This is a genomic window from Pseudomonas resinovorans NBRC 106553, assembly GCF_000412695.1.
GTDB lineage: Bacteria > Pseudomonadota > Gammaproteobacteria > Pseudomonadales > Pseudomonadaceae > Metapseudomonas > Metapseudomonas resinovorans_A.
Window position 1 is genome coordinate 908,371 of record NC_021499.1, and the last position, 22,431, is coordinate 930,801.

At 68.2% G+C, this 22,431-nt stretch carries 24 protein-coding genes; 14 read left to right on the forward strand and 10 right to left on the reverse strand.

Going from position 1 to position 22,431, the window contains the following annotated elements; all coding sequences use genetic code 11:
- Positions 1–17 precede the first annotated feature (17 nt).
- Positions 18–1,487 (forward strand): aldehyde dehydrogenase family protein, encoded by a 1,470-nt coding sequence (locus tag PCA10_RS04215; RefSeq protein WP_016490788.1) that lies wholly within the window; start codon positions 18–20, stop codon positions 1,485–1,487.
- 147 nt (positions 1,488–1,634) lie between these two features.
- Here PCA10_RS04215 and PCA10_RS04220 read toward each other — a convergent pair whose 3' ends face one another.
- The 5 genes from PCA10_RS04220 to PCA10_RS04240 form a co-directional block, all read right to left on the reverse strand.
- Entirely contained in the window at positions 1,635–2,087 is a 453-nt protein-coding gene (locus PCA10_RS04220) for a PAS domain-containing protein (protein WP_016490789.1), read from the reverse strand.
- A 3-nt stretch (positions 2,088–2,090) separates the two neighbouring features.
- The gene (locus PCA10_RS04225) at positions 2,091–3,065 is read right to left on the reverse strand and encodes a response regulator (RefSeq protein ID WP_016490790.1); all 975 of its coding nucleotides are present in this window, start codon (positions 3,063–3,065) and stop codon (positions 2,091–2,093) included.
- A gap of 124 nt (positions 3,066–3,189) precedes the next feature.
- Positions 3,190–3,555: a VOC family protein gene (locus PCA10_RS04230; RefSeq protein ID WP_016490791.1), complete on the reverse strand. Its 366-nt coding sequence runs from the start codon at positions 3,553–3,555 to the stop codon at positions 3,190–3,192.
- 76 nt (positions 3,556–3,631) lie between these two features.
- Entirely contained in the window at positions 3,632–4,870 is a 1,239-nt protein-coding gene (locus PCA10_RS04235) for a TIGR03862 family flavoprotein (protein ID WP_016490792.1), read from the reverse strand.
- A 121-nt stretch (positions 4,871–4,991) separates the two neighbouring features.
- Positions 4,992–5,912 carry a histone deacetylase family protein gene (locus PCA10_RS04240; RefSeq protein ID WP_016490793.1) on the reverse strand — a complete coding sequence of 307 codons (921 nt, stop codon included), beginning with the start codon at positions 5,910–5,912 and terminating at the stop codon, positions 4,992–4,994.
- A gap of 70 nt (positions 5,913–5,982) precedes the next feature.
- On the opposite strand from PCA10_RS04240, the gene PCA10_RS04245 reads away from it, so the two are divergent.
- The 11 genes from PCA10_RS04245 (at position 5,983) to PCA10_RS04295 (ending at position 16,268) form a co-directional block, all read left to right on the forward strand.
- The gene (locus PCA10_RS04245) at positions 5,983–6,543 is read left to right on the forward strand and encodes a GNAT family N-acetyltransferase (RefSeq protein WP_016490794.1); all 561 of its coding nucleotides are present in this window, start codon (positions 5,983–5,985) and stop codon (positions 6,541–6,543) included.
- Positions 6,540–8,141 carry a nitroreductase family protein gene (locus PCA10_RS04250; RefSeq protein WP_016490795.1) on the forward strand — a complete coding sequence of 534 codons (1,602 nt, stop codon included), beginning with the start codon at positions 6,540–6,542 and terminating at the stop codon, positions 8,139–8,141. The genes PCA10_RS04245 and PCA10_RS04250 overlap by 4 nt, the downstream gene beginning before the upstream one ends.
- Positions 8,142–8,172: 31 nt before the next feature.
- Positions 8,173–9,042: an acyl-CoA thioesterase II gene (gene tesB, locus PCA10_RS04255; RefSeq protein ID WP_016490796.1), complete on the forward strand. Its 870-nt coding sequence runs from the start codon at positions 8,173–8,175 to the stop codon at positions 9,040–9,042.
- A gap of 319 nt (positions 9,043–9,361) precedes the next feature.
- Positions 9,362–9,901, forward strand: coding sequence for a Csu type fimbrial protein (locus PCA10_RS04260; protein WP_016490797.1), 540 nt, complete (start codon positions 9,362–9,364; stop codon positions 9,899–9,901).
- Positions 9,902–9,958: 57 nt separating this feature from the next.
- Positions 9,959–10,486, forward strand: a complete 528-nt coding sequence (locus PCA10_RS04265; RefSeq protein ID WP_231866615.1) for a Csu type fimbrial protein — start codon at positions 9,959–9,961, stop codon at positions 10,484–10,486.
- Entirely contained in the window at positions 10,486–11,028 is a 543-nt protein-coding gene (locus tag PCA10_RS04270) for a Csu type fimbrial protein (RefSeq protein ID WP_016490799.1), read from the forward strand. The genes PCA10_RS04265 and PCA10_RS04270 overlap by 1 nt, the downstream gene beginning before the upstream one ends.
- A gap of 21 nt (positions 11,029–11,049) precedes the next feature.
- Positions 11,050–11,829 (forward strand): fimbrial biogenesis chaperone, encoded by a 780-nt coding sequence (locus PCA10_RS04275; RefSeq protein ID WP_016490800.1) that lies wholly within the window; start codon positions 11,050–11,052, stop codon positions 11,827–11,829.
- 24 nt (positions 11,830–11,853) lie between these two features.
- Positions 11,854–14,199: a fimbria/pilus outer membrane usher protein gene (locus PCA10_RS04280; RefSeq protein ID WP_016490801.1), complete on the forward strand. Its 2,346-nt coding sequence runs from the start codon at positions 11,854–11,856 to the stop codon at positions 14,197–14,199.
- Positions 14,200–14,216: 17 nt separating this feature from the next.
- Positions 14,217–15,185 carry a Csu type fimbrial protein gene (locus PCA10_RS04285; RefSeq protein WP_016490802.1) on the forward strand — a complete coding sequence of 323 codons (969 nt, stop codon included), beginning with the start codon at positions 14,217–14,219 and terminating at the stop codon, positions 15,183–15,185.
- Between the two features lie 53 nt (positions 15,186–15,238).
- Positions 15,239–15,832, forward strand: coding sequence for an HAD family hydrolase (locus PCA10_RS04290; protein ID WP_016490803.1), 594 nt, complete (start codon positions 15,239–15,241; stop codon positions 15,830–15,832).
- Between the two features lie 82 nt (positions 15,833–15,914).
- The gene (locus PCA10_RS04295) at positions 15,915–16,268 is read left to right on the forward strand and encodes an endonuclease domain-containing protein (protein ID WP_016490804.1); all 354 of its coding nucleotides are present in this window, start codon (positions 15,915–15,917) and stop codon (positions 16,266–16,268) included.
- Positions 16,269–16,404: 136 nt separating this feature from the next.
- Here PCA10_RS04295 and ypfJ read toward each other — a convergent pair whose 3' ends face one another.
- The 3 genes from ypfJ to PCA10_RS04310 all read right to left on the reverse strand — a co-directional run bounded on the left by ypfJ (position 16,405) and on the right by PCA10_RS04310 (position 18,696).
- Positions 16,405–17,277, reverse strand: a complete 873-nt coding sequence (gene ypfJ / locus PCA10_RS04300) for a KPN_02809 family neutral zinc metallopeptidase (protein WP_016490805.1) — start codon at positions 17,275–17,277, stop codon at positions 16,405–16,407.
- 69 nt (positions 17,278–17,346) lie between these two features.
- Positions 17,347–18,201, reverse strand: coding sequence for a PhzF family phenazine biosynthesis protein (locus tag PCA10_RS04305; protein ID WP_016490806.1), 855 nt, complete (start codon positions 18,199–18,201; stop codon positions 17,347–17,349).
- A 60-nt stretch (positions 18,202–18,261) separates the two neighbouring features.
- Positions 18,262–18,696, reverse strand: a complete 435-nt coding sequence (locus PCA10_RS04310) for a DUF411 domain-containing protein (protein WP_016490807.1) — start codon at positions 18,694–18,696, stop codon at positions 18,262–18,264.
- A 140-nt stretch (positions 18,697–18,836) separates the two neighbouring features.
- On the opposite strand from PCA10_RS04310, the gene PCA10_RS04315 reads away from it, so the two are divergent.
- Positions 18,837–19,223: a DUF4345 domain-containing protein gene (locus tag PCA10_RS04315; RefSeq protein ID WP_016490808.1), complete on the forward strand. Its 387-nt coding sequence runs from the start codon at positions 18,837–18,839 to the stop codon at positions 19,221–19,223.
- 38 nt (positions 19,224–19,261) lie between these two features.
- On the opposite strand, the gene trmA is transcribed toward PCA10_RS04315, so the two are convergent.
- Entirely contained in the window at positions 19,262–20,356 is a 1,095-nt protein-coding gene (trmA, locus tag PCA10_RS04320; protein WP_016490809.1) for a tRNA (uridine(54)-C5)-methyltransferase TrmA, read from the reverse strand.
- Positions 20,356–21,648 carry an NCS2 family permease gene (locus tag PCA10_RS04325; RefSeq protein WP_041770131.1) on the reverse strand — a complete coding sequence of 431 codons (1,293 nt, stop codon included), beginning with the start codon at positions 21,646–21,648 and terminating at the stop codon, positions 20,356–20,358. The genes trmA and PCA10_RS04325 overlap by 1 nt, the downstream gene beginning before the upstream one ends.
- A 194-nt stretch (positions 21,649–21,842) precedes the next feature.
- Between PCA10_RS04325 and PCA10_RS04330 the strand changes: the two genes are divergently transcribed.
- Positions 21,843–22,406: a DJ-1 family glyoxalase III gene (locus PCA10_RS04330; RefSeq protein WP_016490811.1), complete on the forward strand. Its 564-nt coding sequence runs from the start codon at positions 21,843–21,845 to the stop codon at positions 22,404–22,406.
- Positions 22,407–22,431: the final 25 nt, after the last annotated feature.

A 22,431-nucleotide genomic window follows, 5' to 3' on the forward strand; every position in this document is an offset into this window, starting at 1 on the left:
GCCCATGGAGCAGAGCCATGCGTGACCAGCTGTACATCAACGGGCAATGGGTCCGACCCGACCTGGGCGGTTACTTCGACGTGCTGGACCCGGCCAGCGGCGACCTGATCCAGCGGGTGCCGGCGGCCACCGAGGAAGACATCGACCACGCCGTGCACGCCGCCCGCCAGGCGTTCAACCGGGGCTGGGGGCAGAGCAGCGGGGCGGAACGCGGCGGCTGGCTGGACGCCCTGGCCGACGAACTGGAGGGCCGCCAGGACGCCCTGGCCGTGCTGGAGGTACGGGACAACGGCAAGCCGCTGCCCGAGGCGCAGTGGGATATAGCCGACGCCATCGGCTGCTTCCGCTACTACGCCGAGCTGGCGCGGGAACTGGATGCCCGCCAGGACGAACCCCTGGCGTTGCCGGACGATCGCTTCAGCTGTCGCATCCGCCATGAGCCGGTGGGCGTGGCCGGGCAGATCATTCCCTGGAACTACCCGCTGCTGATGGCCTCCTGGAAGGTGGCGCCGGCCCTGGCGGCGGGCGCCACCTGCGTGCTCAAGCCCTCGGAGCTGACGCCGCTGACCGCCCTGGAACTGGCCAGCGCCGCCGAGCGCATCGGCCTGCCATCGGGCGTGCTGAATGTGGTCACGGGCCTGGGCAGCGAGGCTGGCGGGCCGCTGAGCCAGCACCCCGGCGTGGACAAGCTGGCCTTCACCGGCAGCGTGCCGACGGGGGCGAAGATCATGTCGGCGGCCGCTGCCGACATCAAGAACATCAGCCTGGAGCTGGGCGGCAAGTCGGCCTTCATCGTCTTCGACGACGCCGATGTGGAAGCTGCGGTGGAGTGGATCATGTTCGGCATCTTCTGGAACCAGGGCCAGGTGTGCAGCGCCACCTCGCGGCTGCTGGTGCAGGAGGGCATCGCCCAACGCCTGCTCGAACGCCTGGTGGACGAGACGCGGCGCATCAGCATCGGCCCGGGCCTTGAGCGCGGCGTGCTGCTGGGCCCGCTGGTGAGCGCCGGGCAGCACCAGAAGGTGCTGGGGATGATCGAGCAAGGCCGCCAGGAGGCCACGCTGCTCACCGGCGGCAAGCGTCCGGCGCACTTGTCCCACGGCTACTTCGTCGAGCCGACGGTGTTCGCCGATCCGGCGGACAACAGCCGTATCTGGCGCGAGGAGATCTTCGGCCCGGTGCTCTGCGTCAAGCGCTTCAAGACCGAAGCCGATGCCCTGCGCATGGCCAACGACAGCCGCTTCGGTCTGGCCGCCGCCGTGATGAGCGCCGACCTCGACCGCGCCGCGCGGGTGGCCAACGGGCTGCGCGCCGGCATCGTCTGGGTCAACTGCTCGCAACCCACCTTCACCCAGGCGCCCTGGGGCGGCATGAAGCAGAGCGGCATCGGCCGCGAGCTGGGCCGCTGGGGGCTGGAGAACTACCTGGAGGTGAAGCAGGTGACCGAGTACCGCAGTACCGAGCCCTGGGGGTGGTACCTGAAATAGGGGGAGGTGGCCGCTTTCCTGTAGGGGCGATTTCAATCGCCAAGGGCAACGCATTTGCCCCCTACGGACTCCGAGGGGCAGACCTTCGGCCTGCTTGGCGAATGAATTCGCCCCTACAAGGTTCCCGCCCCCACAAGGTTCCCGCGTCTACGAGGTTCCGTTCTCCGCCAACCGCCGCTTCAACCGCGCCACTTCGGTCATGTCGGTGATCACCAGGCACACCCGCTCCACCTGGCCGCCGGCGGCCGCCAGGGGCAGCAGGGTGAGGTTCTGGTACATGAAGTCTTCTTCGCCGGTGATCGGCCGGTAGTTCTCGAAGCGGATCAGGTAGGGGCGTTGCTCCCACAGGCTGAAGGCGCGGGTGCCCAGTTGCAGCACGGTGTCCATCTTGCGCCTGAACCAGTTGCGGTCGATCTCCGGGAACAGCTCGAAGAGGTTCTTGCCGTGGACCCGGTCCGGGCCGAAGCCGGAGTGGTTCTCCATGAAACTGTTCCACACCTCGATGCGGTACTGGCGGTCGAGCACCACCACGCCGACGTCCAGGCACTGGACGATATCGAGCAGCCAGTGGAGTTCCTTGAAATCGATCTGTGCCGGCATGGGTCAGTCCATCAGGTAGTGGATCTTCTGGGTCAGGCGCGCGATGGAGGTTTCGGTGAACAGCAGGAGCAGGTCGAAGTGCAGGTTGTGGTCTTCGATGGCGTAGCTGATCTCCACCGCCAGGGTCTTGCGCCAGCGCTTGTTGCTGAGCTGGAACAGCCGTTCGATGGAACTGTGCTGGCCGAGCAGTTGTGGGTGGCCCTGGGAGAAACGCACATCGATCTGCTCGGCGATGCCGGCCAGGCAGGCGCCGATCAGGATGCTCGCCAGGTCCAGCTGCATCTCGGCCTCGTCGGCATCGCCGTGGTTCTGCCAACCCAGCAGGCGCGCCACCTCGTCGCTTTCGGCGTCGTGGAACAGCAGCAGCGCCTCGCCGGCGATGGATTCGCCGATGAAGCCCTGGCACACCGCCGACAGCCGCTCGCCGCGCTGGGCGTCGGCCAGGGCCATGTGCAGTTCGCTGACTTCGAAGAGGTTGACGTTGGGCACCGGCAGCTGCACGAAGACCCCGAGCACCCGCGCCAGCAGGGCGGCGGCGCGGCCCATGGCGACGTTGCTGACTTCGCGCAGGGCATCGCGGAAGTTCACCCGCAGGTCGGGGTCGACGCGGCAGGGGACGCCGGTCACTGGGCTGGTGGAGGGCGCCGGGCGCAGCAGGCCGAGGCGGATCAGGGTATCGCGCAGCTCGTCCGGGTCGGCCGGCTTGCGGATGAAGGCCAGCGCGCCCAGTTCATGGACGCGGCGCTGGGCCTCTTCCTGGATATCGCCGGACACCACCACCACCTTGGCCTTGAGGCCTTCGGCGCGGAGCTGGCCGAGCACCTGGTAGCCATCCATCACCGGCATGGTCAGGTCCAGCAGGACCACCTGGCCATGGCCCTGGCGGATCGCATCGAGGGCTTCTTCGCCGTTGGTGGCCTGGGTGATATGCACCGGCCAGTCCAGCGGTAGCGCGCGGATAAGCTGCTTGCGCGCCATCATCGAGTCGTCGCAGACGAGGAGGGGAATCACCTTGGGGGCACCGCGCGGAAAAAGAAGCTGGGCTCTGGAAAAGCATAGACGCTGGCCGCTTGCCAGCCGACACCTAGCGGCCAGCTTCCGATCAGATGTTCTGTCCGATGCGCCAAAGGACGCCACTGGGGTCGCTGAGGATGAAATCGCGCATCCGCCAGGGCTGGTCCTGGGGCGGCTCGGCGCGTACGCCGTAGCGCTCGATTACCCCGGACGCCTGCACGTGCTGCCACCAGGCCTCAACGTCCTTCACCTGCAGGTGCATCATCAGGTTTTCCGCGAACTCCTTGGTGTAGAAGCTCTGCAGCAGGAAGGCGCTGTGGCCGTGGCGGAAGTAGCTGACCATTTCCGAGGTGCTGCACATCTCGAATCCGAGGTCCTGGTAGAAGGCCTTGCTTTGTTCATAGTCCTTCGCCGGGACGAAGGCTTTGATCTCGATGCTATCCAGTGCGCTCATGGCGGAATTCCCTGGCGGTTTGTGGAGAGGGGAGCACGGTCGTCGCTGGCCCTCTGCCGGGGCCTGGCGCTGGATGCTACTTCAGCGCGCGGCGCTCCGATAGCCAGTGCAGCGCACCGTGCGCAGCCACTCGACCGGTGGCGAAGCAGGCGGTGAGCAGGTAGCCGCCGGTGGGGGCCTCCCAGTCGAGCATTTCGCCGGCGCAGAACACGCCGGGCAGGTGCTTGAGCATCAGGCCGTCGTCTAGGGCCTCGAAGGGGACGCCACCGGCCGAACTGATGGCTTCGTCCAGCGGCCGCGCCCGCACCAGGGTCAATGGCAGGGCCTTGATCACCGCGGCCAGCCGGGCCGGGTCGAGGAAGTCGTCCTTGACCGAGAGCTCCCGCAGCAGGCCGGCGCGCGCCCCGTCGAGGCCCAGCTGGCTGTGCAGGTGCTTGGCCATGCTGCGCGAACCGCGCGGGCGGGCCAGCGCACCGACGACTTTCTCCAGGCTGTGGCTGGGCAGCAGATCCAGGTGGACCGTGGCACTGCCGCTGGCGTTGATCCGCTCGCGGATGGCGGCGGAAAGGGCATAGATCAGGCTGCCTTCGACACCGCTGGCGGTGAGCACGAACTCGCCCTGGCGGGGTGCTTCGTCGCCCAGGCGGATGGTCACCGGCTTGATCGGCGCACCGGCGAACTTGTCCTTGAGCAGGGGGCTCCAGCCCTGCACGTCGAAACCGCAGTTGGAGGGCTGCAGCGGCGCGATGGACACCCCGCGCGCCTCCAGCAGCGGCACCCAGGCGCCATCGGAGCCCAGCCGTGCCCAGCTGCCGCCACCCAGGGCGAGCACGCAGGCATCGGCGCGCAGCGCGCTTTCGCCCGCCGCCGTGGCGATGCGCAGGGCGCCGTCGGTGTTCCAGCCGAGCCAGCGGCTGCGGGTGTGGATGACCACGCCTTGCTCGCGCAGGCGCTTGAGCCAGGCGCGCAGCAGGGGAGCGGCCTTCATGTCGGTGGGGAAGACCCGGCCCGAGCTGCCGACGAAGGTGTCGATGCCGAGGCCCCCGATCCAGGCCCGCAACTCGTCGGCGCCGAAGCCTTCCAGCAGCGCGCCGACTTCGTCTCGGCGCACGCCGTAGCGGCCAAGGAAGGGCGCCTTGGGTTCCGAATGGGTGATGTTCATCCCGCCCACGCCGGCCAGCAGGAACTTGCGGCCCACCGAGGGCATGGCATCGAACAACTCCACCCGCGCACCGCCCTGGGCCAGGACTTCGGCGGCCATCAGGCCAGCGGGACCGCCGCCGATAACGGCGACGAAGGGGGAGGAGTCATTCATGGGGATCGATCGGAAGGGAATGGGGGAGGGCGCATTCTACCGGATGGAGAGCGTTTCGTAGGATGGGTCGGCCGGCGTTCCGCGAGCCTGCGACACCCATCGATTCAATGCGTGAACCACATTACTCCAACCCCATCTCCCGCCAGACCCTGCCCGCGCTGTGGTGCAGGATGCCGTGGCGCCGCGCCAGGGCGGCGCGGTCCTTGTCGTAGCCGCCGCCGATCACCCCCATCACCGGGATGTCGCGTCCCAGGCAGTGGCGGATCACCCGCTCATCGCGCTCGGCCAGGCCCGCGTCGGTGAGCTGCAGGTAACCCAGGGCGTCGTCCTTGTGCACGTCCACCCCGGCGTCGTAGAGCACCAGGTCGGGCTGGTAGAGGGGCAGCAGGTAGTTCAGGGCGTCGTCCACCACCTGCAGGTAGTCGGCATCGCCCATGCCCATGGGCAGGGGGATGTCCCAGTCGCTCTCGGCCTTGCGCGCGGGGAAGTTCTTCTCGCAGTGCAGGGACACGGTGATCGCCTCCGGGGTGTCGGCCAGCAGCCGCGCGGTGCCGTCGCCCTGGTGCACGTCGCAATCGAAGATCAGCACCCGTTGCACCGTGCCCGCTTCCAGCAGGTAGCGGCTGATCACCGCCAGGTCGTTGAAGATGCAGAAGCCCGCCGCGTGGTCGAAGTGGGCATGGTGGGTGCCGCCGGCCAGGTGGCAGGCCAGGCCGTGACGCATGGCCAGCTCGGCGGTGAGCAGCGAGCCGCCCACGGCGCGCACGGTGCGGCGGGCCAGCGCTTCGCTCCAGGGCAGGCCGAGGCGGCGTTGCTCCTCGCGGCCCAGGTCGCCATCGAGAAAACGCCGGATATAGGCCGGGCAGTGGGCCAGGGCCAGTACCTCGGCCGGGCAGATCTCCGGCCGGTGCAGCTGTTCGTCGCGGGTCAGGCCGCTGTCCAGGAGGTGCCCGTAGAGCAGGCGGAACTTCTCCATGGGGAAGCGGTGCTCCGCCGGAAAGGGCGGGCTGTAGTCGTCGTGGTAGACCAGCGGCAGGAACATCGAACGGCACTCGGAGCGGTACTCGCGGCAGTATGATGGGGCCTTCGCGCCGCACTCAAGAGACCCGCCCATGTCCCCGATCGAACTCATTACCCCGCGCCTGCACCTGCGCGCCTGGCGCGACGAGGACCTGCCGGCCTTCGCCGCGCTCAATGCCGACCCGGAGGTGATGCGTCACTTCCCGGCCTGCCTGAGCCGGGCGGAAAGCGACGCCCTGGCGGGGCGCATCCGTGGCCACTTCCTGCAGCACGGCTTCGGCCAATGGGTGGTGGAGCACCGTGACACGGGCGACTTCGTCGGCGTGATCGGCCTGCAGCACGTCGGCTTCGACGCGTCCTTCACCCCGGCGGTGGAGATCGGCTGGCGCTTCATGCTCGGCTACTGGCGCCAGGGCCTGGCCAGCGAAGCGGCGCGGGCGTCGCTGGCCTTCGCCTTCGAGCCGCTGCAGCTGACGGAAGTGGTGGCCTTTACCGTGCCCGCCAACCTGCGTTCCCAGGCGGTGATGGCGCGCATCGGCATGCAGCGCGACCCGGATGGCGACTTCGAACATCCCGGCCTGCCCCAGGGCCACGCCCTGCGCCCGCACCTGCTTTACCGCCTGGGACGCGCCGAGTGGGAGGCGTTGCAATGAGCGACGCCGTGCGCGCCTACCACGCACTCAGCAAGCACCACCCCGAGCGCTTCGCCCCCGGCCCCGGCCAACTGGACTGGGCCACCCAGCCGGCGCCCTTCCGCCGTTACGCCGGGGCGCGCCTGCTGGAGCTGTGGCAGCGCCCGCTGGAAGAGACGCCGCCCTACGACCTGGTGTTCGCCGGCCCCCTGGGCCAACCGGCGCCACTGAATCGCGAAAGCCTGTCGCAACTGCTCTACGACAGCCTGGCCATTTCCGCCTGGAAGGAGGCCGGTGCCAGCAAATGGGCGCTGCGGGTCAACCCGTCCTCGGGCAACCTGCATCCCACCGAGGCCTACCTGCTGCTGCCGCCAGGGTTGGAGGAAAGCGGGCTGCTGGCCCACTACGCACCGGACGCGCATGCCCTGGAGATCCGTGCGGAACTGCCGGGGCCCCTGGCCGCGCAATTGGCCGCGGCGCTGCCGCCGGGCGGTTTCCTGCTGGGCCTGGCCAGCGTGCCCTGGCGTGAAGCCTGGAAGTACGGCGAGCGTGCCTACCGCTACTGCCAGCACGACCTGGGGCATGCCCTGGCGGCGTTGGCCGTGGCCGCCAGCGCCCTGGGCTGGCAGGTGCGGGTGCTGGGCGGGGTCGCGCAAGAGCGGCTCGACGGCGTGCTGGGGCTGGACCGCCCCGGTTTCGTCGAGGGCGAATACGCCGATGCGCTGTTGTGGGTCGGCCCGGCCCAGGCGCGGGAATTCAGCCTCGACCCGACCCTGCTCGACGGCCTCGCCGCACTGGAATTGCACGGCAGCCCCAATCGCCTGTCCCGCCAGCAGCGCCACTGGCCCGAGCTGGAGCGCGTCCATGGCCTGTGCCGCGCGCCGCGCCAGCCGCTGGCCGAGTGGCCGCTGATCGAGGCCGCTGCGCGTGTGGATAACCCCGGCCTGCCCCTGCGCCCGCTGCTGCACCGGCGGCGCAGCGCCCAGTCCATGGACGGCCGCAGCGGTATCCAGGCCGAACTGCTGCTGGCCTGGCTAAGGCGCCTGATGCCGGAGCATTCGCCGGTGCCCTTCGCCAGCCTCGGTACACCCCAGGTGGATCTGTTGCTGTTCGTTCACCGCGTTCAGGGCCTGGAGCCTGGTCTCTACTGGCTGGCCCGTGGCGCCGTGGCCGAGACCGAACTGGCCGAGGGCCTGCGCCAGGACTTCCTCTGGCAGCGGGCCAGCGACGAGCTGCCGCTGTACCGCCTGTTGCAAGGCGACGCCCGTGGCCTGGCGGGCTTTCTTTCCTGCGGCCAGGACATCGCCGCCGATGGCTGCGTCGCCCTGGCCATGCTTGCGCGCTTCGACGCCGCCCTGGAACAGGGCGCCTGGCACTACCCACGGCTGTACTGGGAGTGCGGGCAGATCGGCCAGGTGCTCTATCTGGAAGCCGAGGCCGCCGGTCTTTCCGGCACCGGGATAGGTTGCTACTTCGACGATTCGGTACATGAATTGCTTGAAATGGCCGACAGCCGTTGGCAAAGCCTTTACCATTTCACCATCGGCCGCGCGCTGTGGGACGAGCGCCTGACGACGCTGCCGGCCTATCCAGAATTACGACGACCGCCCCGGCCATGACCGGGGCGGCGGCCTTGCAGAGGAGAACTCCATGACCCAGGTGCTCGACGAATTGGTCGCGCTGCTGAGCCTCGAATCCATCGAAGAGAATCTGTTCCGGGGCGTCAGCCAGGACCTGGGGTTCCGCCAGCTGTTCGGCGGCCAGGTACTCGGCCAGTCGCTCTCCGCCGCCAGCCAGACGGTGGAGCCCGAGCGTCATGTGCACTCCCTGCACGGCTACTTCCTGCGTCCCGGTGACGCCACCCTGCCGGTGGTCTACTCGGTGGAGCGGGTGCGCGATGGCGGCAGCTTCAGCACCCGCCGGGTCACCGCGATCCAGAAGGGCCAGCAGATCTTCACCTGCAGCGCGTCCTTCCAGCAGGACGAGGAAGGCTTCGAGCACCAGATCGCCATGCCCCAGGTGCCGGGGCCGGAGAACCTGCCCAGCGAACTGGAGCTTGCCCGGCAGAACGCGCACCTGCTCTCCGAGCGGGTGCGCGACAAGTTCCTCTGCGCCAAGCCCATCGAGATCCGCCCGGTCACTGCGGAAAACCCCTTCGACCCGCGCCCGGGCGAGCCGATCAAGCACATCTGGTTCCGCGCCGACGGCGGCCTGCCGGACGTGCGCGCCCTGCACAAGTACGTGCTGGCCTACGCCTCGGACTTCGGTCTGCTGACGACCTCGATGCTCCCCCACGGCGTGTCGGTGTGGCAGAAGTTCATGCAGGTGGCCAGTCTCGACCACGCCCTGTGGTTCCACCGCGACCTGCGCGCGGACGACTGGCTGCTCTACTCCATGGACAGTCCCTGGTCCGGCAATGGCCGTGGCTTCTCCCGTGGCAGCATCTTCAACCGCGCCGGCCAACTGGTGGCCTCGGTGGCCCAGGAAGGCCTGACCCGCCTGCGTGAAGACTGGCGCTGAGCCGGTGACGAGGGGCGGCCCGGTGGTCGCCTTTATCGCCTTTGGTACTTAAAAGCCTTCGCTCACTGTCAGGCGGCGCTATTACCGCTTAATGGCGAATTTCTCATTTTCTTGTAAGTGATTTGCTACTTCCAGAATCGGACGTCCGCGTACCGATTGCCTGTTCCTGCTGACAATTCAACTGTTTAGGCCGGCACTGAAGAGTGGCGGCCAGTGGCCATCTTTTTTTGACTGGACGCGCATTCTGGCTCGGCGTGCTTTTTGGACTACGGTCCAATCATGACTGTATGTAACGGCAAGGAGCCGTAGGAGTCGTCCGATGAAAAGCATGCGCTGGCTGCTTCCCGCCCTGTTGTTGCTGTCCCAGGTGCCCCAGGCACAGGCCGCAGGAACCCTGCAGGGGAACCTGGGCATCCAGCTCACCATCGGTGCCGGCTGCACGGTGAACAACAGCTCCAACGATGGCAGCAGCAACAGCTTCGGCAGCATCAGCTTCGGTACCTACCCGAGCCTGGCCAACATAGTCGACGGCCAATCCGTGGGTGCCGGCGCCGGCAGCTCGTTCGGCATCCAGTGCGCCAACAACACCGCCTACACCATCGCCCTCAACAGCGGCCTGGCGCCCAGCGGAAACCAGCGTCGGATGAGTGGCGGCAGCAGCGAATTCGTCAGCTACAACCTCTACCAGGATGCCGCCCGCAGCACGCCCTGGGGCAACGGCAGCAACGGCGCCACCGCCTATTCGGGCACCGGCAACGGCAGCAACCAGGACATAGTGGTCTACGGCCGCGTGCCAGCGCAGACCACGCCCTCGGCGGGCACCTACACCGACACGGTGCTGGTGACCGTCACCTGGTAGCGCATCGCGCCAGGGTCAGATCAACAGGGACGATCCACGAGATAGCAGGAGCGAGCCATGACGTGGCTACGCCAGAGCAGAGGGAGCGGGCTGGCGCTGATGGTACTGATGACCGCCCCAGCCTGCGGTTTCGCCGCCACCAAGAGCGCCACCATCGGCTTCTCCGCCGAGGTGCTGCCCGCCTGCAGCATCGGCGGCACGGCCCCCGGCAACCAGGGGCAGTTCGGTACCCTGGACTTCGGCAGCCACTTCTCCCTCTCCAGCGTGATCAACCTGGCCAGCACGGTCGGCAACGGCTCCCTGCGGGTGAACTGCCTGACCGGCACTCCCTACCGGGTGCTGATGAGCGGCGGCGGCAGCAACAACGTCAACGCCCGGCGCATGACCGGCCCCGGCAGTGCCCAGGTGGCCTACAACCTCTACACCAGCTCCAGCTACCTCAGCGTCTGGGATAACAGCGTCGGTGTCACCGGCGTCGGCAACGGCAGCGACCAGCACCTGGCGGTGTACGGCCGGGTCCCGGCGCAGGCGACCCCGGCTCCGGGTGTCTACAGCGACACGGTCGTCGTCACGGTGAGCTGGTGATGCGCGGCGTCGCGCTCGTCGCCCTGTCGGCCCTGGCCGTGCCCGTGGCGGCGGATACCGGCACCGACGAGCTGACGGTGCAGCGCCGCTTCCAGCTCCAGGCGGTGATCAGTTCGGGCTGCCTGCTCGGCAGTGGTGCCAGCGATGCCAGCAGCTTCGGTTCGCTGTCCTTCGGTCAGTTCGCCGCCTTGCCAACCGACGTCAACCGGGTGACCACCCCGGGTGGCGGTTCCATCGTCCTGCAATGCACGCCGGGGCTGGACATGAGCATCGCCCTCAGCGCCGGCGCCAACACCGGCAACGTCAGTGCCGGACGCTTCCTCGCCAAGGGCGCCGAGACCCTGCGCTACCAGCTCTACAAGGATGCCGGCTACAGCAGCGTCTGGGGCGACGGCAACAATGGCGCCACGGCCATGAGCCTGAGTTTTCCGGCGGGTGGCAGCAGTCAGACCTATCCGGTCTACGCGCGCCTGTTCAGCGCCGCCGTGATGCCGTCGGCGGGCGTCTACACCGATACGGTGACGGTGACCATCACCTACTAGAAGAACAACAAAGGGGGACACATGGACGTTCTGCACCTGGCACGGAAGGCGAAACCCGGCCTCGGGCTGCTGCTGTCGGGCCTGCTGCTGGCCAGCGCGCCGGCGCGGGCCGCCAGCTCCATCCTGATCTGGCCGATCAACCCGGTGATCGAGGCCGAGCAGAAGGCCGCGGCCCTCTGGCTGGAGAATCGCGGCCAGGCGCCCGTGAGCATGCAGGTGCGGGTGCTGGCCTGGAGCCAGGCCGGCTACAGCGACCAGCTGACGCCGCAGCAGGCCGTGGTGGGCAGCCCGCCGGTGGTCAGCATCGCCCCGGGCAAGCGCCAGATGATCCGCCTGATCGGCCTGCGGCCGGCGCCGCCGGGTACCGAACAGGCGTACCGGGTGCTGGTGGACGAGATGCTCGAGCCGGACGCCGAGCCCGACGCCAACCTGGGGGTGAAATTCCAGATGCGCTACTCGGTGCCGTTGTTCGTCTTCGGCAGTGGCGCCGGGATGGCCAGCGACGCCAAGGCCCGGCCCGGTATCCAGCCACTGGCACCGCAGCTCAGCTTCAGCCTGCAACAGGAGGGTGGGCAACGCTTCCTGCTGCTGCACAACCAGGGGCCGGCCCACGCTCGTCTGTCGGAGGTACGCCTGAGCCAGGGCGGCCGCAGCGTGCCGCTGGCCGAGGGCCTGCTCGGCTATGTGCTGCCCGGTGCGCGGATGCGCTGGGTGCTGCCGGCCGGGGTAGCGGACAGCGGACTCGGCATGGAGGCGAGGATCAATGAGTGGCGTGAGCCCCGGACGATTCCCGGCCAGTGACCCCGGCGCGGTGCGGGAGGGAGCATGGCGCGACGGCACGGGGGCAAGCTCGTCAGCTCTGGCGCGGGCCGCGTGGTCGCGCTGGCCCTGGCCCTGCTGCTGGGCACGGCTGCCGTGGCGGCCCAGGAGCCGGAGCAGCGCTACCAGCTCTACCTGCAACTGCAGATCAACCAGATGCCGACCCAGAGGATCATCCCGGTGACCGTGCAGGGCGGCCGCTATTTCGCCGACGCGGACGAGCTGCGCAGCGTCGGCGTACGCCTGGCGCACGGCGCCAGCGGCTTGCAGGCGCTGGACGCCATCGCCGGTCTGGGCAGTCGCTACGACCAGGAGCAGCAACGGCTGGACCTGACCTTGCCCAGCGAATGGCTGCCGCACCAGCAACTGGGCCAGACCAGCGTCTACGACATGACGCCGGCGCAAAGCGACCTGGGCCTGCTGTTCAACTACGACTTCTTCTACAACAACAGCGAAGACGCCGCCCAGTTCCTCAGTGGCTTCCTCGAGCAGCGCGCCTTCGGCGGCTTCGGGGTGCTGGACAACACCGGGGTCTACCGCCACACCTTCGACGACCTCGAGGAGAACGATGACGGCTACCGTCGCTTCGACAGCTTCTGGCGCTACAACGACCAGCCGCGCATGACCAGCTACCAGGCCGGCGACCTGGTCACCGGCGCCCTGACCTGGAACAGCGCGGTGCGCCTGGGCGGCGTGCAGGTCGCGCGCAACTTCGGCCTGCGCCCGGATCTGGTCACCTATCCGCTGCCGCGTTTCAACGGCGACGCCCAGGTGCCCACCTCGGTGGACCTGTTCATCAACAACGCCAGGGTCAGCAGCGACCAGATCGCGCCGGGCCCCTTCACCCTCAGTAACGTGCCCTTCATCAGTGGCGCGGGTACCGCCACCCTGGTCACCACCGACGCCCTCGGCCGCCAGGTGGCCACCACCGTGCCCTTCTACGTGACCAACAGCCTGTTGCAGCAGGGCCTCTACGACTACTCGCTGTCCCTCGGCCAGTTGCGCGAGGACTACGGCCTGAAGAACTTCTCCTATGGCAGCCGGGCCGCCAGCGGCACCTTCCGCTACGGGGTGAGCGATGCCTTCACCCTGGAGAGTCATGCCGAACTCGGCGAGGACCTGCGCCTGGGCGGCCTGGGCGGCACCTTCGCGGTGGGCCGCTGGGGCACGCTCGGCAGCTCCTACACCAGCAGCCACTACGGCGGCGAGCGGGGGCAGCAGTACAGCCTCGGCTACAGCTACTTCTCACCGCTGTTCGGCGTGGGCCTGCAGCGCCTGCAGCGCAGCACCGGCTACGTCGACCTCGGCCGGGTCGGAGCCCTGGAGGATGGCGTGCTGGGCGGTGCCCTGGCGCGGCGCATCGACCAGGCCACCTTCTCGGTCAATCCACCGCAGCTGGGCAGCTTCGGGGTCGGCTACTTCGCCAGCGAATCCATGGACGGCGAGCGCACCCGTCTGGTCAACCTGTCCTGGTCGCGCAGCCTGTGGGGCAACAGCAGCCTGTACCTGGCGTTCAACCGCGAGATCGGCGGGGACGGCTATTCGGCGCTGGCGCAGTTCATCCTGCCCTTCGACCTCTACTCCACCTTCAGTGCGTCCATCGAGCGCGACAGCCAGGGCGACTACCGCCAACGGGTCAACTACGGACGCGCACCGCCCAGTGACGGCGGTGTCGGCTACAACCTCGCCTACGGCATCGGCAACGGCCACTACCGCCAGGCCGACGTCACCTGGCGCAATCGCTTCAACCAGTTGCAGGCGGGGGCCTACGAGGACGATGGTCGGCGCACCGTCTGGGGCGACATGAGTGGCTCGGTGGTGGCCATGGACGGCAGCCTGTTCGCCGCCAACCGGATCAACGACGCCTTCGTGCTGGTCAGCACCGACGGCTTCGCCGATGTCCCCGTGAGCTTCGAGAACCAGCCCATCGGCCGCACCGACCGCGACGGGCACCTGCTGGTGCCCTGGGTGCCGTCCTATTACCGCGGCCGCTACGAGGTCGACCCCCTGGAGCTGCCGGCCAACGTGCGGGTGCCCGAGGTGATCCGCAACGTCGCTGTGCACCAGGGCAGTGGCGCCCTGCTGGAATTCGGCATGCGCCGGGTGGTGGCGGCCAGCATCCTGCTGGTCGACAGCCGGGGCGAGGTGGTGCCCAGGGGCAGCAAGGCGGAACTCGTCGGCCAGGGGACCACCGCCTACGTCGGCTGGGACGGCCTGGTGTATTTCGAGGGGCTCGGCGAGCGCAACCGGATCCGGGTGGAGCGGCCGGATGGCGGCCGCTGCGAGCTGTCGTTCGAGCTGAAGGACCCCGGCGGCGAGCTGGCCCAGGTCGGCCCGCTGACCTGCCGCTGACAGGCAAAGGAGAAGGCATGGCCGGGAAACTGCTGCGTTGGATGCTGGTGTCGGTCCTCCTGCTGGGAGCGGGCAGGGCGCTGGCGGCCTGCGCCGTGACCGCCTCGCCGCTGGTCAGCCTGGGCAGCGTCAGCTCGCTGAGCCTGATCACCACGGCCCAGGGCAATATCGGTGGCGCCGGCCTGCGCTGCGCCAGCGTGATCGTGCTGCTGGCCAACAACTACATCCGCGCCACCCTGCAGACTACCCCGCTGGTGCTCAGCGACGGCGCGGGTCACAGCATTCCGTTCAAGGTCTTCACCCGCAACGGCGGCACCGAGCTGCAGCCCAACGTGCCGCTGGAACTCTCCGACCTCACCGTCCTCGGCCTGCTGGCCGGCGCCACCGGGCTGCCCCTGTACTTCCAGGTGCCGGCCGGCCCCAATGTGCCCGCCGGCACCTACACCGCCACGGTGAACATCAACTGGCAGTACGCGATCTGCGAGAACGGCGTGCTGGTGCTCTGCGGCTGGCAGCGCAGCCCGGGGCTCACCCAGAACTGCCCGGCGAACCTGTGCGGCGCGCCGAGCAACTGGGGCACCGGCTCGATCGCCTCGATCCAGCTCACCCTGCTGGTGAGCAAGGCCTGCATCATCAACAGCACCCCGCCGGTGGACCTGGGGAACCACGCGCTGATCAGCCAGTTCAGCCGGGTCACCACCAGCGTGGGGGTGACCTGTACCAACACCGAGGGCTACACCATCGGCTTCGACAACGGCGAGAACTACCAGGCGCCCTGGCGCCGTTTGGTCTCCGGGACTTCGCACATCAACTACAACCTCTACTTCCCCGCCAGCGGCACGGTCTGGACCACCGCCCAGACCCAGTCGGCCAACGGCAACGGCGCGCAGCAGAACTACCAGTTCGACGCCAGCGTCGACCCGACCCAGGCCAACGTGCCCGCCGGCACCTACCTCGACAATGTCACCCTGATCATCAACTACTGAGGCGGCGCGGCGGTGTACCCTGCGGGCAACGAACTCAGCCGTTGGAGACAGAGATGAGCCTGGCGCAGTACCGCCACTGGGTGTTCGACATGGATGGCACCCTGACCATTGCCGTGCACGACTTCGCCGCCATTCGCGTGGCCCTGGAGATCCCGCCGGAGGACGACATCCTCCACCACCTCGCCGCGCTGCCCGAGGACGAAGCCGCCGCCAAGCACGCCTGGCTGCTTGCGCACGAACGGGAACTGGCGCTCAACGCCACGCCCGCCACCGGTGCCCTCGACCTGGTGCGCGAACTCCACGGGCGCGGTTGCCAGCTCGGCATCCTCACCCGCAACGCCCACGAACTGGCGCTGCTGACCCTCCAGGCCATCGGCCTCGACGACTGTTTCGCCAGCGCCGATATCCTCGGCCGTGGCGAGGCGCCGCCCAAACCCCATCCGGGCGGCCTGCTGCACCTTGCCGAACGCTGGCAAGTGGCCCCCGGCGAGCTGGTGATGGTGGGCGACTACCGCTTCGACCTCGACTGCGGCCGCGCGGCCGGCGCCGCCACGGTACTGGTCAACCTGCCGGAGAACCCCTGGCCGGAACTGGTGGACTGGCATGCGCGGGATTGTGGGGAGTTGCTGCGGCTGAGCCGGGGGTGAGAAAGGGCTGATTCGTCCTGAGGTGGGTGGGGGAGGTGGCAGGCTGGTGCGAATTCAGCCATGGGGCATGGAGGAAGCCACCATGCGCAAGCCGCCCATCGATGAGGAACATCTGGAGTTCAGCCGTGCGCTGAGGCGTACATCGACAGACGCCGAGCTGTATCTCTGGCACCGCCTGCGAGGCCGCCAGCTTCAAGGCTTGAAGTTTCGCCGCCAGCATCCGGTCGGCCCCTTCGTCCTGGATTTCTACTGTATGGAGACGTGCCTTGCAGTGGAGATCGATGGTGGGCAGCACTACCTGGATCCTCGGAGGGATCAGTTGCGGGATGGCTGGCTGGCGGAGCAGGGAATTCGGGTGCTGCGCTTCAGTTCGAGAGAAGCCTTGCGCGAGACGGAGGCGGTGCTAGAGCGGATTCTGCAGGCGGCGAAGCGGTAGGCGGGCATCCCTCACCCCCGCCCCCTCTCCCGGAGGTAGAGGGGTGACTCACCGCCCATCGCCGTGCCGGACGACTCCCCTCTCCCCCTGGGAGAGGGGCTGGGGGTGAGGGAAGTTTCAGTCCACTCGATTCCCCTCAGAGCTTCGCCACCGAAAAAGTATCGCAACGCCCCACTTCACCCTTCTCGAAGCCCGTCTTGAACCAGCGCACCCGCTGTTCCGAGGTGCCGTGGGTGAAGGAGTCGGGCATCACCTGGCCGCGGGTCTGGCGTTGCAGGCGGTCGTCGCCAATGGCATTGGCGGCGTTCAGGGCCTCTTCCAGGTCACCGGGCTCCAGCCAGTCCAGGCGCTTCTGCGCGTGGAAGGCCCAGACACCGGCCAGGCAGTCGGCCTGGAGTTCCTGGCGCACCAGCAGGCCGTTGTCGCCTTCCACCCGTTCGCCGCGCTGGCGGGCCGCGTTGACCTTGGCGGAGACGCCCAGCAGGGTCTGCACGTGGTGGCCCACTTCATGGGCGATCACATAGGCCTGGGCGAAGTCGCCGGCGGCCTGGAAGCGGCTGGCCATCTCCTCGAAGAAGTCCAGGTCGAGGTAGACCTTCTGGTCTCCCGGACAATAGAAGGGGCCGACCGCCGAATCGGCGAAGCCGCAGGCCGATTGCACGCCGCCGTTGAACAGCACCAGCTTCGGGTCCTGGTACTGGCGGCCGGCGGCCTGGAAGATGGCGCGCCAGGTGTCTTCGGTATCGCCGAGGACGGCACGGACGAATTCCCGCTCCTCCGGCGTGCCGGTGGGCATGGCCGATTGCTGCTGCGGGTTCACCGAGGTGCCCTGCTGGGTCATCTGGCCGAGAATCTGCAGCGGGTCCTCGCCCATCAGCAGCGCCACGACGACCACGATGGCGATCCCGCCCAGCCCCAGTCCCCTGCCGCCGCGCAGGCGCATGCCACCGCCGCCGGCGCTTCCGGCGTCTTCCACGTTGTCGCTGCGACGCGCACGTTGCCAGCGCATGTCCACTCTCCCGTCGTATCGCGAATTATTCAGTGTTGACGCTGGCGGCGATACCCGCCAGCCCGGTCGTCAGTCGAGCTCCGCCGGGGAGGGCAGCAGGCGCGCCTGGGCGAGCAGTTGCACCGTGCCGCCCACCAGCACGTTGCCGGCTTCGCCGACGCATACGTCGAGCCGGCTCGGTCGGCCCACGAAGCGCCCCTGGGCCAGGGAGAAGGCCTGCCCGGCCGGCTCCAGGCCCTGGCTCACCCGCCAGGCGGCCACGGGGCCTGCGGCGCTGCCGGTGGCGATGTCTTCCACCACGCCCAGCGGGTCCCAGGTGCGGCCTTCACGGGCGTCCACATCCATCAGGAAGACAAAGGCCGCGCCTATCCCGGCCAGGGCCGCGTCCAGCGGTTCGCGCTGCCTGGCGTCCGCGAGGCCGGCAGCGGTCACCGGAAGCAGCAGGTAAGGCAGGCCGGTGCTGACCACCTGGGCCGGATAGCGGCTGTCGTAGCGGCTGCCGAAGGCGCCGGCGAAGGTAGCGGCGCTGGCGCCATCCAGCACCTTGCCGAAGGTGGCCGGGCCCTGGTCCATCTCCGCATAGAAGCCCTTGCCCTGGCGACGGGTGGTGATGCCTACCGATTTTTCCGGTAGCTGCAGCAGCCAGTCGGCATCGGCCTTGCCGCCGTGCAGGTGGTGGAGCAGGGCGGCGGCGCCAAGGACCGGGTGGCCGGCGAAGGGCAGTTCCTCCTCCACCGTGAACACCCGCGCGGCGAAGTGGTTGGCGGCATCCAGCGGCGCCAGGAAGATCGACTCGAACTGCCGCAGCTCGCGGGTCAGTTCCTGCATCGCGGCCGGGGATAGGCCACGGCAATCGGGAAACACCGCCAGGCCGTTGCCGGCCAGGACCCGTTCGGCGAAAACATCGACTTGCCAGTACTCCATATGGGGCTCCAGGAACGAAAAACGGCCGCATCGGGCGGCCGTTGAAGGGGGGGCTCGGGATCAGTGTGCAGGATAGTCGCGAAGGACGTCCTGTTTGCCGTCGCGGGACACGCCGATCACCTGGAAGGCGTCATGGCGATCGCCCATTTCCATGCCGGGGGAGCCGACCGGCATGCCGGGCACGGCGGCGCCGAGCAGGTCGGGGCGTTCGCGCAGCTTGAGCACGTCGCTCGCCGGCACGTGGCCTTCGACGAACTTGCCGTCGACCACGCCGGTGTGGCACGAACCCAGGCTGTGGGGCACACCGAGGCGCGTCTTCACTGCGGCCATGTCGTTTTCCACATGGTCGCGCACGGTTATGCCGTTGTCCTGGAGGTGGCTGATCCAGGCCTTGCAGCAGCCGCAGTTGGGGTCGCGGTAGACGTCCATGGTGATCGGCTCGGCGGCCTGGGCGATGCCGGCGAACAGGGTGCTGAGCAGGAGGAGGTAGCGCATGGGGGGCTCCTTGTGGCGACGCGGGCCGGGACGAAGAGGGAAGCATAGCGCCAGCCCCGGCCGGCCCCAAGCGAAGCTCTGTATCAGGCTGTTCCCGGACCGCCTATGCTGATTTCCTGACCCTGTCGCGAGACCCGCCAATGCTCTTCACCCGCGTCCTGCTAGGGCTGCAGGCCCTGATTCTCGCCGGCTTCGGCCTGGCCTACTTCATCCGCCCGGAAGAAATGGCCAGCCTCAGCGGCATGCTGCTGATGGACCCCTCGGCGGTGACCGATGTGCGCGCCTGGTACGGCTGCCTGCAACTGGGCCTCGCGGCCTTCCTGCTGCTGGCGCAATTGCGCCTGCAACTGGCGCGGGCGGCGCTGGATCTGCTGGTGCTGGTCTACGTCGCCCTGGCCCTGGGGCGGGTCAGCGGCCTCTGGCTGGATGGCAGCCTGGGGCAGACCTTCAACCTCTATGCGCTGCTCTTCGAGGTGGTGTCGGCCGGGCTGGCCTTCGTGGCCTTGCGCAAGCTGGACGGGGGGTAGGGCGCCCCCCTCCCGTGGAAGAGGGGCCGGGGTGTGGCTCAGCGGCGTTCCAGCAACACACCCGATTCCATGTGGTGGGTGTAGGGGAACTGGTCGAACAGGGCGCAGCGCACCACCTGGTGGGTGTCGCTGAGCTGCTGGATGTTCGCCGCCAGGGTCTCCGGGTTGCAGGAGATATAGAGGATGCGGTCGAAGCGCCGGGTCAGCTCGCAGGTGTCCGGGTCCATGCCGGCGCGGGGCGGGTCGACGAAGACGTTGCCGAACTGGTAGCTCTTCAGGTCGATGCCGGCCAGGCGGCGGAACGGGCGAACCTCGTTCAGCGCCTCGGTCAGTTCCTCGGCCGAGAGGCGCACCAGGGTCACGTTATCCACAGCATTGTCGGCCAGGTTGGCCAGGGCGGCGTTCACCGAGGTCTTGCTGATCTCGGTGGCCAGCACGCGGCGCACCCGGGTGGCCAGCGGCAGGGTGAAGTTGCCGTTGCCGCAGTAGAGCTCCAGCAGGTCGTCCTGGCGCTCGCCCAGTACCTCGTAGGCCCAGCCGAGCATCTTCTGGTTCACCTCGCCGTTGGGCTGGGTGAAGGCGCCCTCCGGCTGGCGGTAGCGGAAGGCGCGATCGGCGACGGTCAGTTCTTCCTCGACATAGTCGCGGCCGATGACGATGCGCTTGCCCTTGGAGCGACCCACCAGGCTCACGCCCAGCTCGGCGGCGAGCTTTTCGGCCTCGACCTGCCAGGCCTCGTCCAGCGGACGGTGGTAGCAGAGGGTGATCAGCGCATCGCCGGCCAGGGTGGTGAGGAACTCCACCTGGAACAGCTTGAAGGACAGCACCTTGTTGCCCTGCCAGGCGGCCTTGAGCCGTGGCATCAGCTCGTTGATGCGGCGGCTGGCGATGGGGAAGTCCTCGATCATGATCGGGGTGAACTTGTCGCCGGCCTCGAACATGGCGTAGTGGCGGTTCTCGCTGCCGGTCTCGCGCCACAGGCGGAACTCGGCACGCAGGCGGTAGTGCTCGCGGGGGGACTCGAAGATTTCCGGCTCAGGCGCGTTGAACGGCGCCAGCAGCGCCTTCAGGCGCTGGGTTTTCTCTTGGAGCTGGGCGGCGTAGGCCGCGGGGTCGAATTGGGGACGGCTCATCAGTGGAAGAAACCCATCTTGATTACGAAAAGCACGGCCAGGATCACCAGCGCGGGGCTCAGTTCGTTGAAGCGGCCGGCGAGGGTCTTGATCGCGGCCCAGGCGATGAAGCCGAAGGCGATGCCATCGGCGATGGAATAGGTGAACGGCATGGCCAGGGTGGTGATCAGCACCGGCGCGGCGGTGGTCAGGTCATCCCAGTCTATTTCGGCCAGGCCCGACGCCATCAGCACGGCGACGAAGAACAGCGCCGGCGCGGTGGCGAACGCCGGGACGCTGGCCGCCAGCGGCGAGAGGAACAGCGCCAGGAGGAACAGCACGGCGACCACGATGGCGGTCAGGCCGGTACGGCCGCCGGCGCTGACGCCCGCGGCCGATTCGATGTAGCTGGTGGTGGTGGAGGTGCCCAGCAGGGAACCGCCCATGGCGGCGGTGGAGTCGGCGATCAGTGCGCGGCCCATCTTCGGCATGTAGCCGTCGGCGCGCATCAGGCCGGCCTTCTTGGCCACGGCGATGAGGGTGCCGGAGTTGTCGAACAGGTCGACAAAGAGGAAGGCGAAGATCACGCTGACCAGGCCGATTTCCAGGGCACCCTTGATGTCCAGCTGGAGGAAGGTGGGCGCCAGGGACGGCGGCATGGAGAAGATGCCGCCGAACTGCGAGGCGCCCAGGGCGATACCGGCGAGGGTCACCGCGAGAATGCCGATCAGCACGGCGCCGGTCACCTTGCGCGCTTCCAGGGCGACGATCAGGAAGAAGCCGAGCACGGCGAGGATCGGCTCGGGCTTGGTCAGGTCGCCCAGCGTCAGCATGGTCACCGGGTGGGCGGCGACTATGCCGGCCTTCTGCAGGGCGATCAGCGCCAGGAACAGGCCGATGCCGGCGGCGATGGCCGAGCGCAGCTCCAGCGGGATGCTGTTGATGATCCATTCACGGATGCGGAAGATCGACAGCAGGAAGAACATGCAGGCCGAGATGAACACCGCGCCCAGGGCCACCTGCCAGGTGTGGCCCATGTGCAGCACCACGGTGTAGGTGAAGAAGGCGTTCAGGCCCATGCCGGGAGCCAGGGCGATGGGGTAGTTGGCGATCAGGCCCATGACCGCCGAGCCGATGGCGGCCGCCAGGCAGGTGGCGACGAACACCGCGCCCTTGTCCATGCCGGTCTCGCCGAGGATGGCCGGGTTGACGAAGAGGATGTAGGCCATCGTCAGGAAGGTCGTCAGACCGGCCAGGATCTCGGTGCGCACGTTGGTGTCGTGTGCTTTGAGTTGGAATAGCTTTTCCAGCATGTGTGGCTCCCCGTGACGCACTGCGTCTTTGTCATTCAGCTGGCGAAAAGCAAAGCACAGTTGCACGGCGCGCGCGGGCGCCATGGACTTTTCTCTGCCAGTCTGGAAAAAGGCGCGCATCATACCAGCTAGCCCGGGAGCGGTGAATTTATGACCGGACGGACAGCTTCGGTTTCCAGGAGAAGGAGAACACCATGCATACCCAACCTCATCTCCAGGCCCTGATCGCCGTCGCCGAAGGCGTCGAAGACCTGGAAACCGTGACCCTGATCGACGTGCTGCGGCGCGCCGAGGTGAAGACGGTGGTGGCCAGCATCGAGAGCCGCCGCATGATCACCCTGGCCCGCGGCACCCGCCTGACCGCCGATACCATGCTGCTGGACGTGCTGGCCCAGGACTACGACCTCATCGTATTGCCCGGCGGCATGCCCGGCGCCCAGCGCCTGGGCGAGCATGAACCCCTGGCCGAGAAGGTCCGTGAGCAGGCCAAGGCGGGGCGCTTCTTCGCCGCCATCTGCGCCGCGCCGGCCATGGCCCTGCAGCCCTACGGCGTGCTGCGCCAGCGGCGCATGACCTGCTACCCGAGCTTCAGCGACCGGCTGTCCGGCTGCACCTTCGTCGACCAGCCGGTGGTGGTGGACGGCAACTGCATCACCGCCCAGGGGCCGGGCTGCGCACTGGCCTTCGCCCTTGCCCTGGTGGAGCAGCTGTGCGGCAAGGCCAAGCGCAACGAGATCGCCAAGGCGATGCTGGTGTAAAGCGGACGCGAGGAGCCTGTAGGGG

Bases quoted from the DNA above. Each gene is read 5' to 3' on its own strand.
- trmA (WP_016490809.1), bottom strand. From the start codon at position 20,356: ATGAGCCGTCCCCAATTCGACCCCGCGGCCTACGCCGCCCAGCTCCAA.
- ypfJ (WP_016490805.1), bottom strand. From the start codon at position 17,277: ATGCGCTGGCAACGTGCGCGTCGCAGCGACAACGTGGAAGACGCCGGA.
- PCA10_RS04250 (WP_016490795.1), top strand. From the start codon at position 6,540: ATGAGCGACGCCGTGCGCGCCTACCACGCACTCAGCAAGCACCACCCC.
- PCA10_RS04275 (WP_016490800.1), top strand. From the start codon at position 11,050: ATGGACGTTCTGCACCTGGCACGGAAGGCGAAACCCGGCCTCGGGCTG.
- PCA10_RS04260 (WP_016490797.1), top strand. From the start codon at position 9,362: ATGAAAAGCATGCGCTGGCTGCTTCCCGCCCTGTTGTTGCTGTCCCAG.
- PCA10_RS04230 (WP_016490791.1), bottom strand. From the start codon at position 3,555: ATGAGCGCACTGGATAGCATCGAGATCAAAGCCTTCGTCCCGGCGAAG.
- PCA10_RS04315 (WP_016490808.1), top strand. From the start codon at position 18,837: ATGCTCTTCACCCGCGTCCTGCTAGGGCTGCAGGCCCTGATTCTCGCC.
- PCA10_RS04220 (WP_016490789.1), bottom strand. From the start codon at position 2,087: ATGCCGGCACAGATCGATTTCAAGGAACTCCACTGGCTGCTCGATATC.
- PCA10_RS04310 (WP_016490807.1), bottom strand. From the start codon at position 18,696: ATGCGCTACCTCCTCCTGCTCAGCACCCTGTTCGCCGGCATCGCCCAG.
- PCA10_RS04265 (WP_231866615.1), top strand. From the start codon at position 9,959: ATGACGTGGCTACGCCAGAGCAGAGGGAGCGGGCTGGCGCTGATGGTA.
- PCA10_RS04325 (WP_041770131.1), bottom strand. From the start codon at position 21,648: ATGCTGGAAAAGCTATTCCAACTCAAAGCACACGACACCAACGTGCGC.
- PCA10_RS04270 (WP_016490799.1), top strand. From the start codon at position 10,486: ATGCGCGGCGTCGCGCTCGTCGCCCTGTCGGCCCTGGCCGTGCCCGTG.
- PCA10_RS04295 (WP_016490804.1), top strand. From the start codon at position 15,915: ATGCGCAAGCCGCCCATCGATGAGGAACATCTGGAGTTCAGCCGTGCG.
- PCA10_RS04285 (WP_016490802.1), top strand. From the start codon at position 14,217: ATGGCCGGGAAACTGCTGCGTTGGATGCTGGTGTCGGTCCTCCTGCTG.
- PCA10_RS04235 (WP_016490792.1), bottom strand. From the start codon at position 4,870: ATGAATGACTCCTCCCCCTTCGTCGCCGTTATCGGCGGCGGTCCCGCT.
- PCA10_RS04215 (WP_016490788.1), top strand. From the start codon at position 18: ATGCGTGACCAGCTGTACATCAACGGGCAATGGGTCCGACCCGACCTG.
- PCA10_RS04290 (WP_016490803.1), top strand. From the start codon at position 15,239: ATGAGCCTGGCGCAGTACCGCCACTGGGTGTTCGACATGGATGGCACC.
- PCA10_RS04305 (WP_016490806.1), bottom strand. From the start codon at position 18,201: ATGGAGTACTGGCAAGTCGATGTTTTCGCCGAACGGGTCCTGGCCGGC.
- PCA10_RS04245 (WP_016490794.1), top strand. From the start codon at position 5,983: ATGTCCCCGATCGAACTCATTACCCCGCGCCTGCACCTGCGCGCCTGG.
- PCA10_RS04225 (WP_016490790.1), bottom strand. From the start codon at position 3,065: ATGGCGCGCAAGCAGCTTATCCGCGCGCTACCGCTGGACTGGCCGGTG.
- PCA10_RS04330 (WP_016490811.1), top strand. From the start codon at position 21,843: ATGCATACCCAACCTCATCTCCAGGCCCTGATCGCCGTCGCCGAAGGC.
- tesB (WP_016490796.1), top strand. From the start codon at position 8,173: ATGACCCAGGTGCTCGACGAATTGGTCGCGCTGCTGAGCCTCGAATCC.
- PCA10_RS04280 (WP_016490801.1), top strand. From the start codon at position 11,854: ATGGCGCGACGGCACGGGGGCAAGCTCGTCAGCTCTGGCGCGGGCCGC.
- PCA10_RS04240 (WP_016490793.1), bottom strand. From the start codon at position 5,912: ATGTTCCTGCCGCTGGTCTACCACGACGACTACAGCCCGCCCTTTCCG.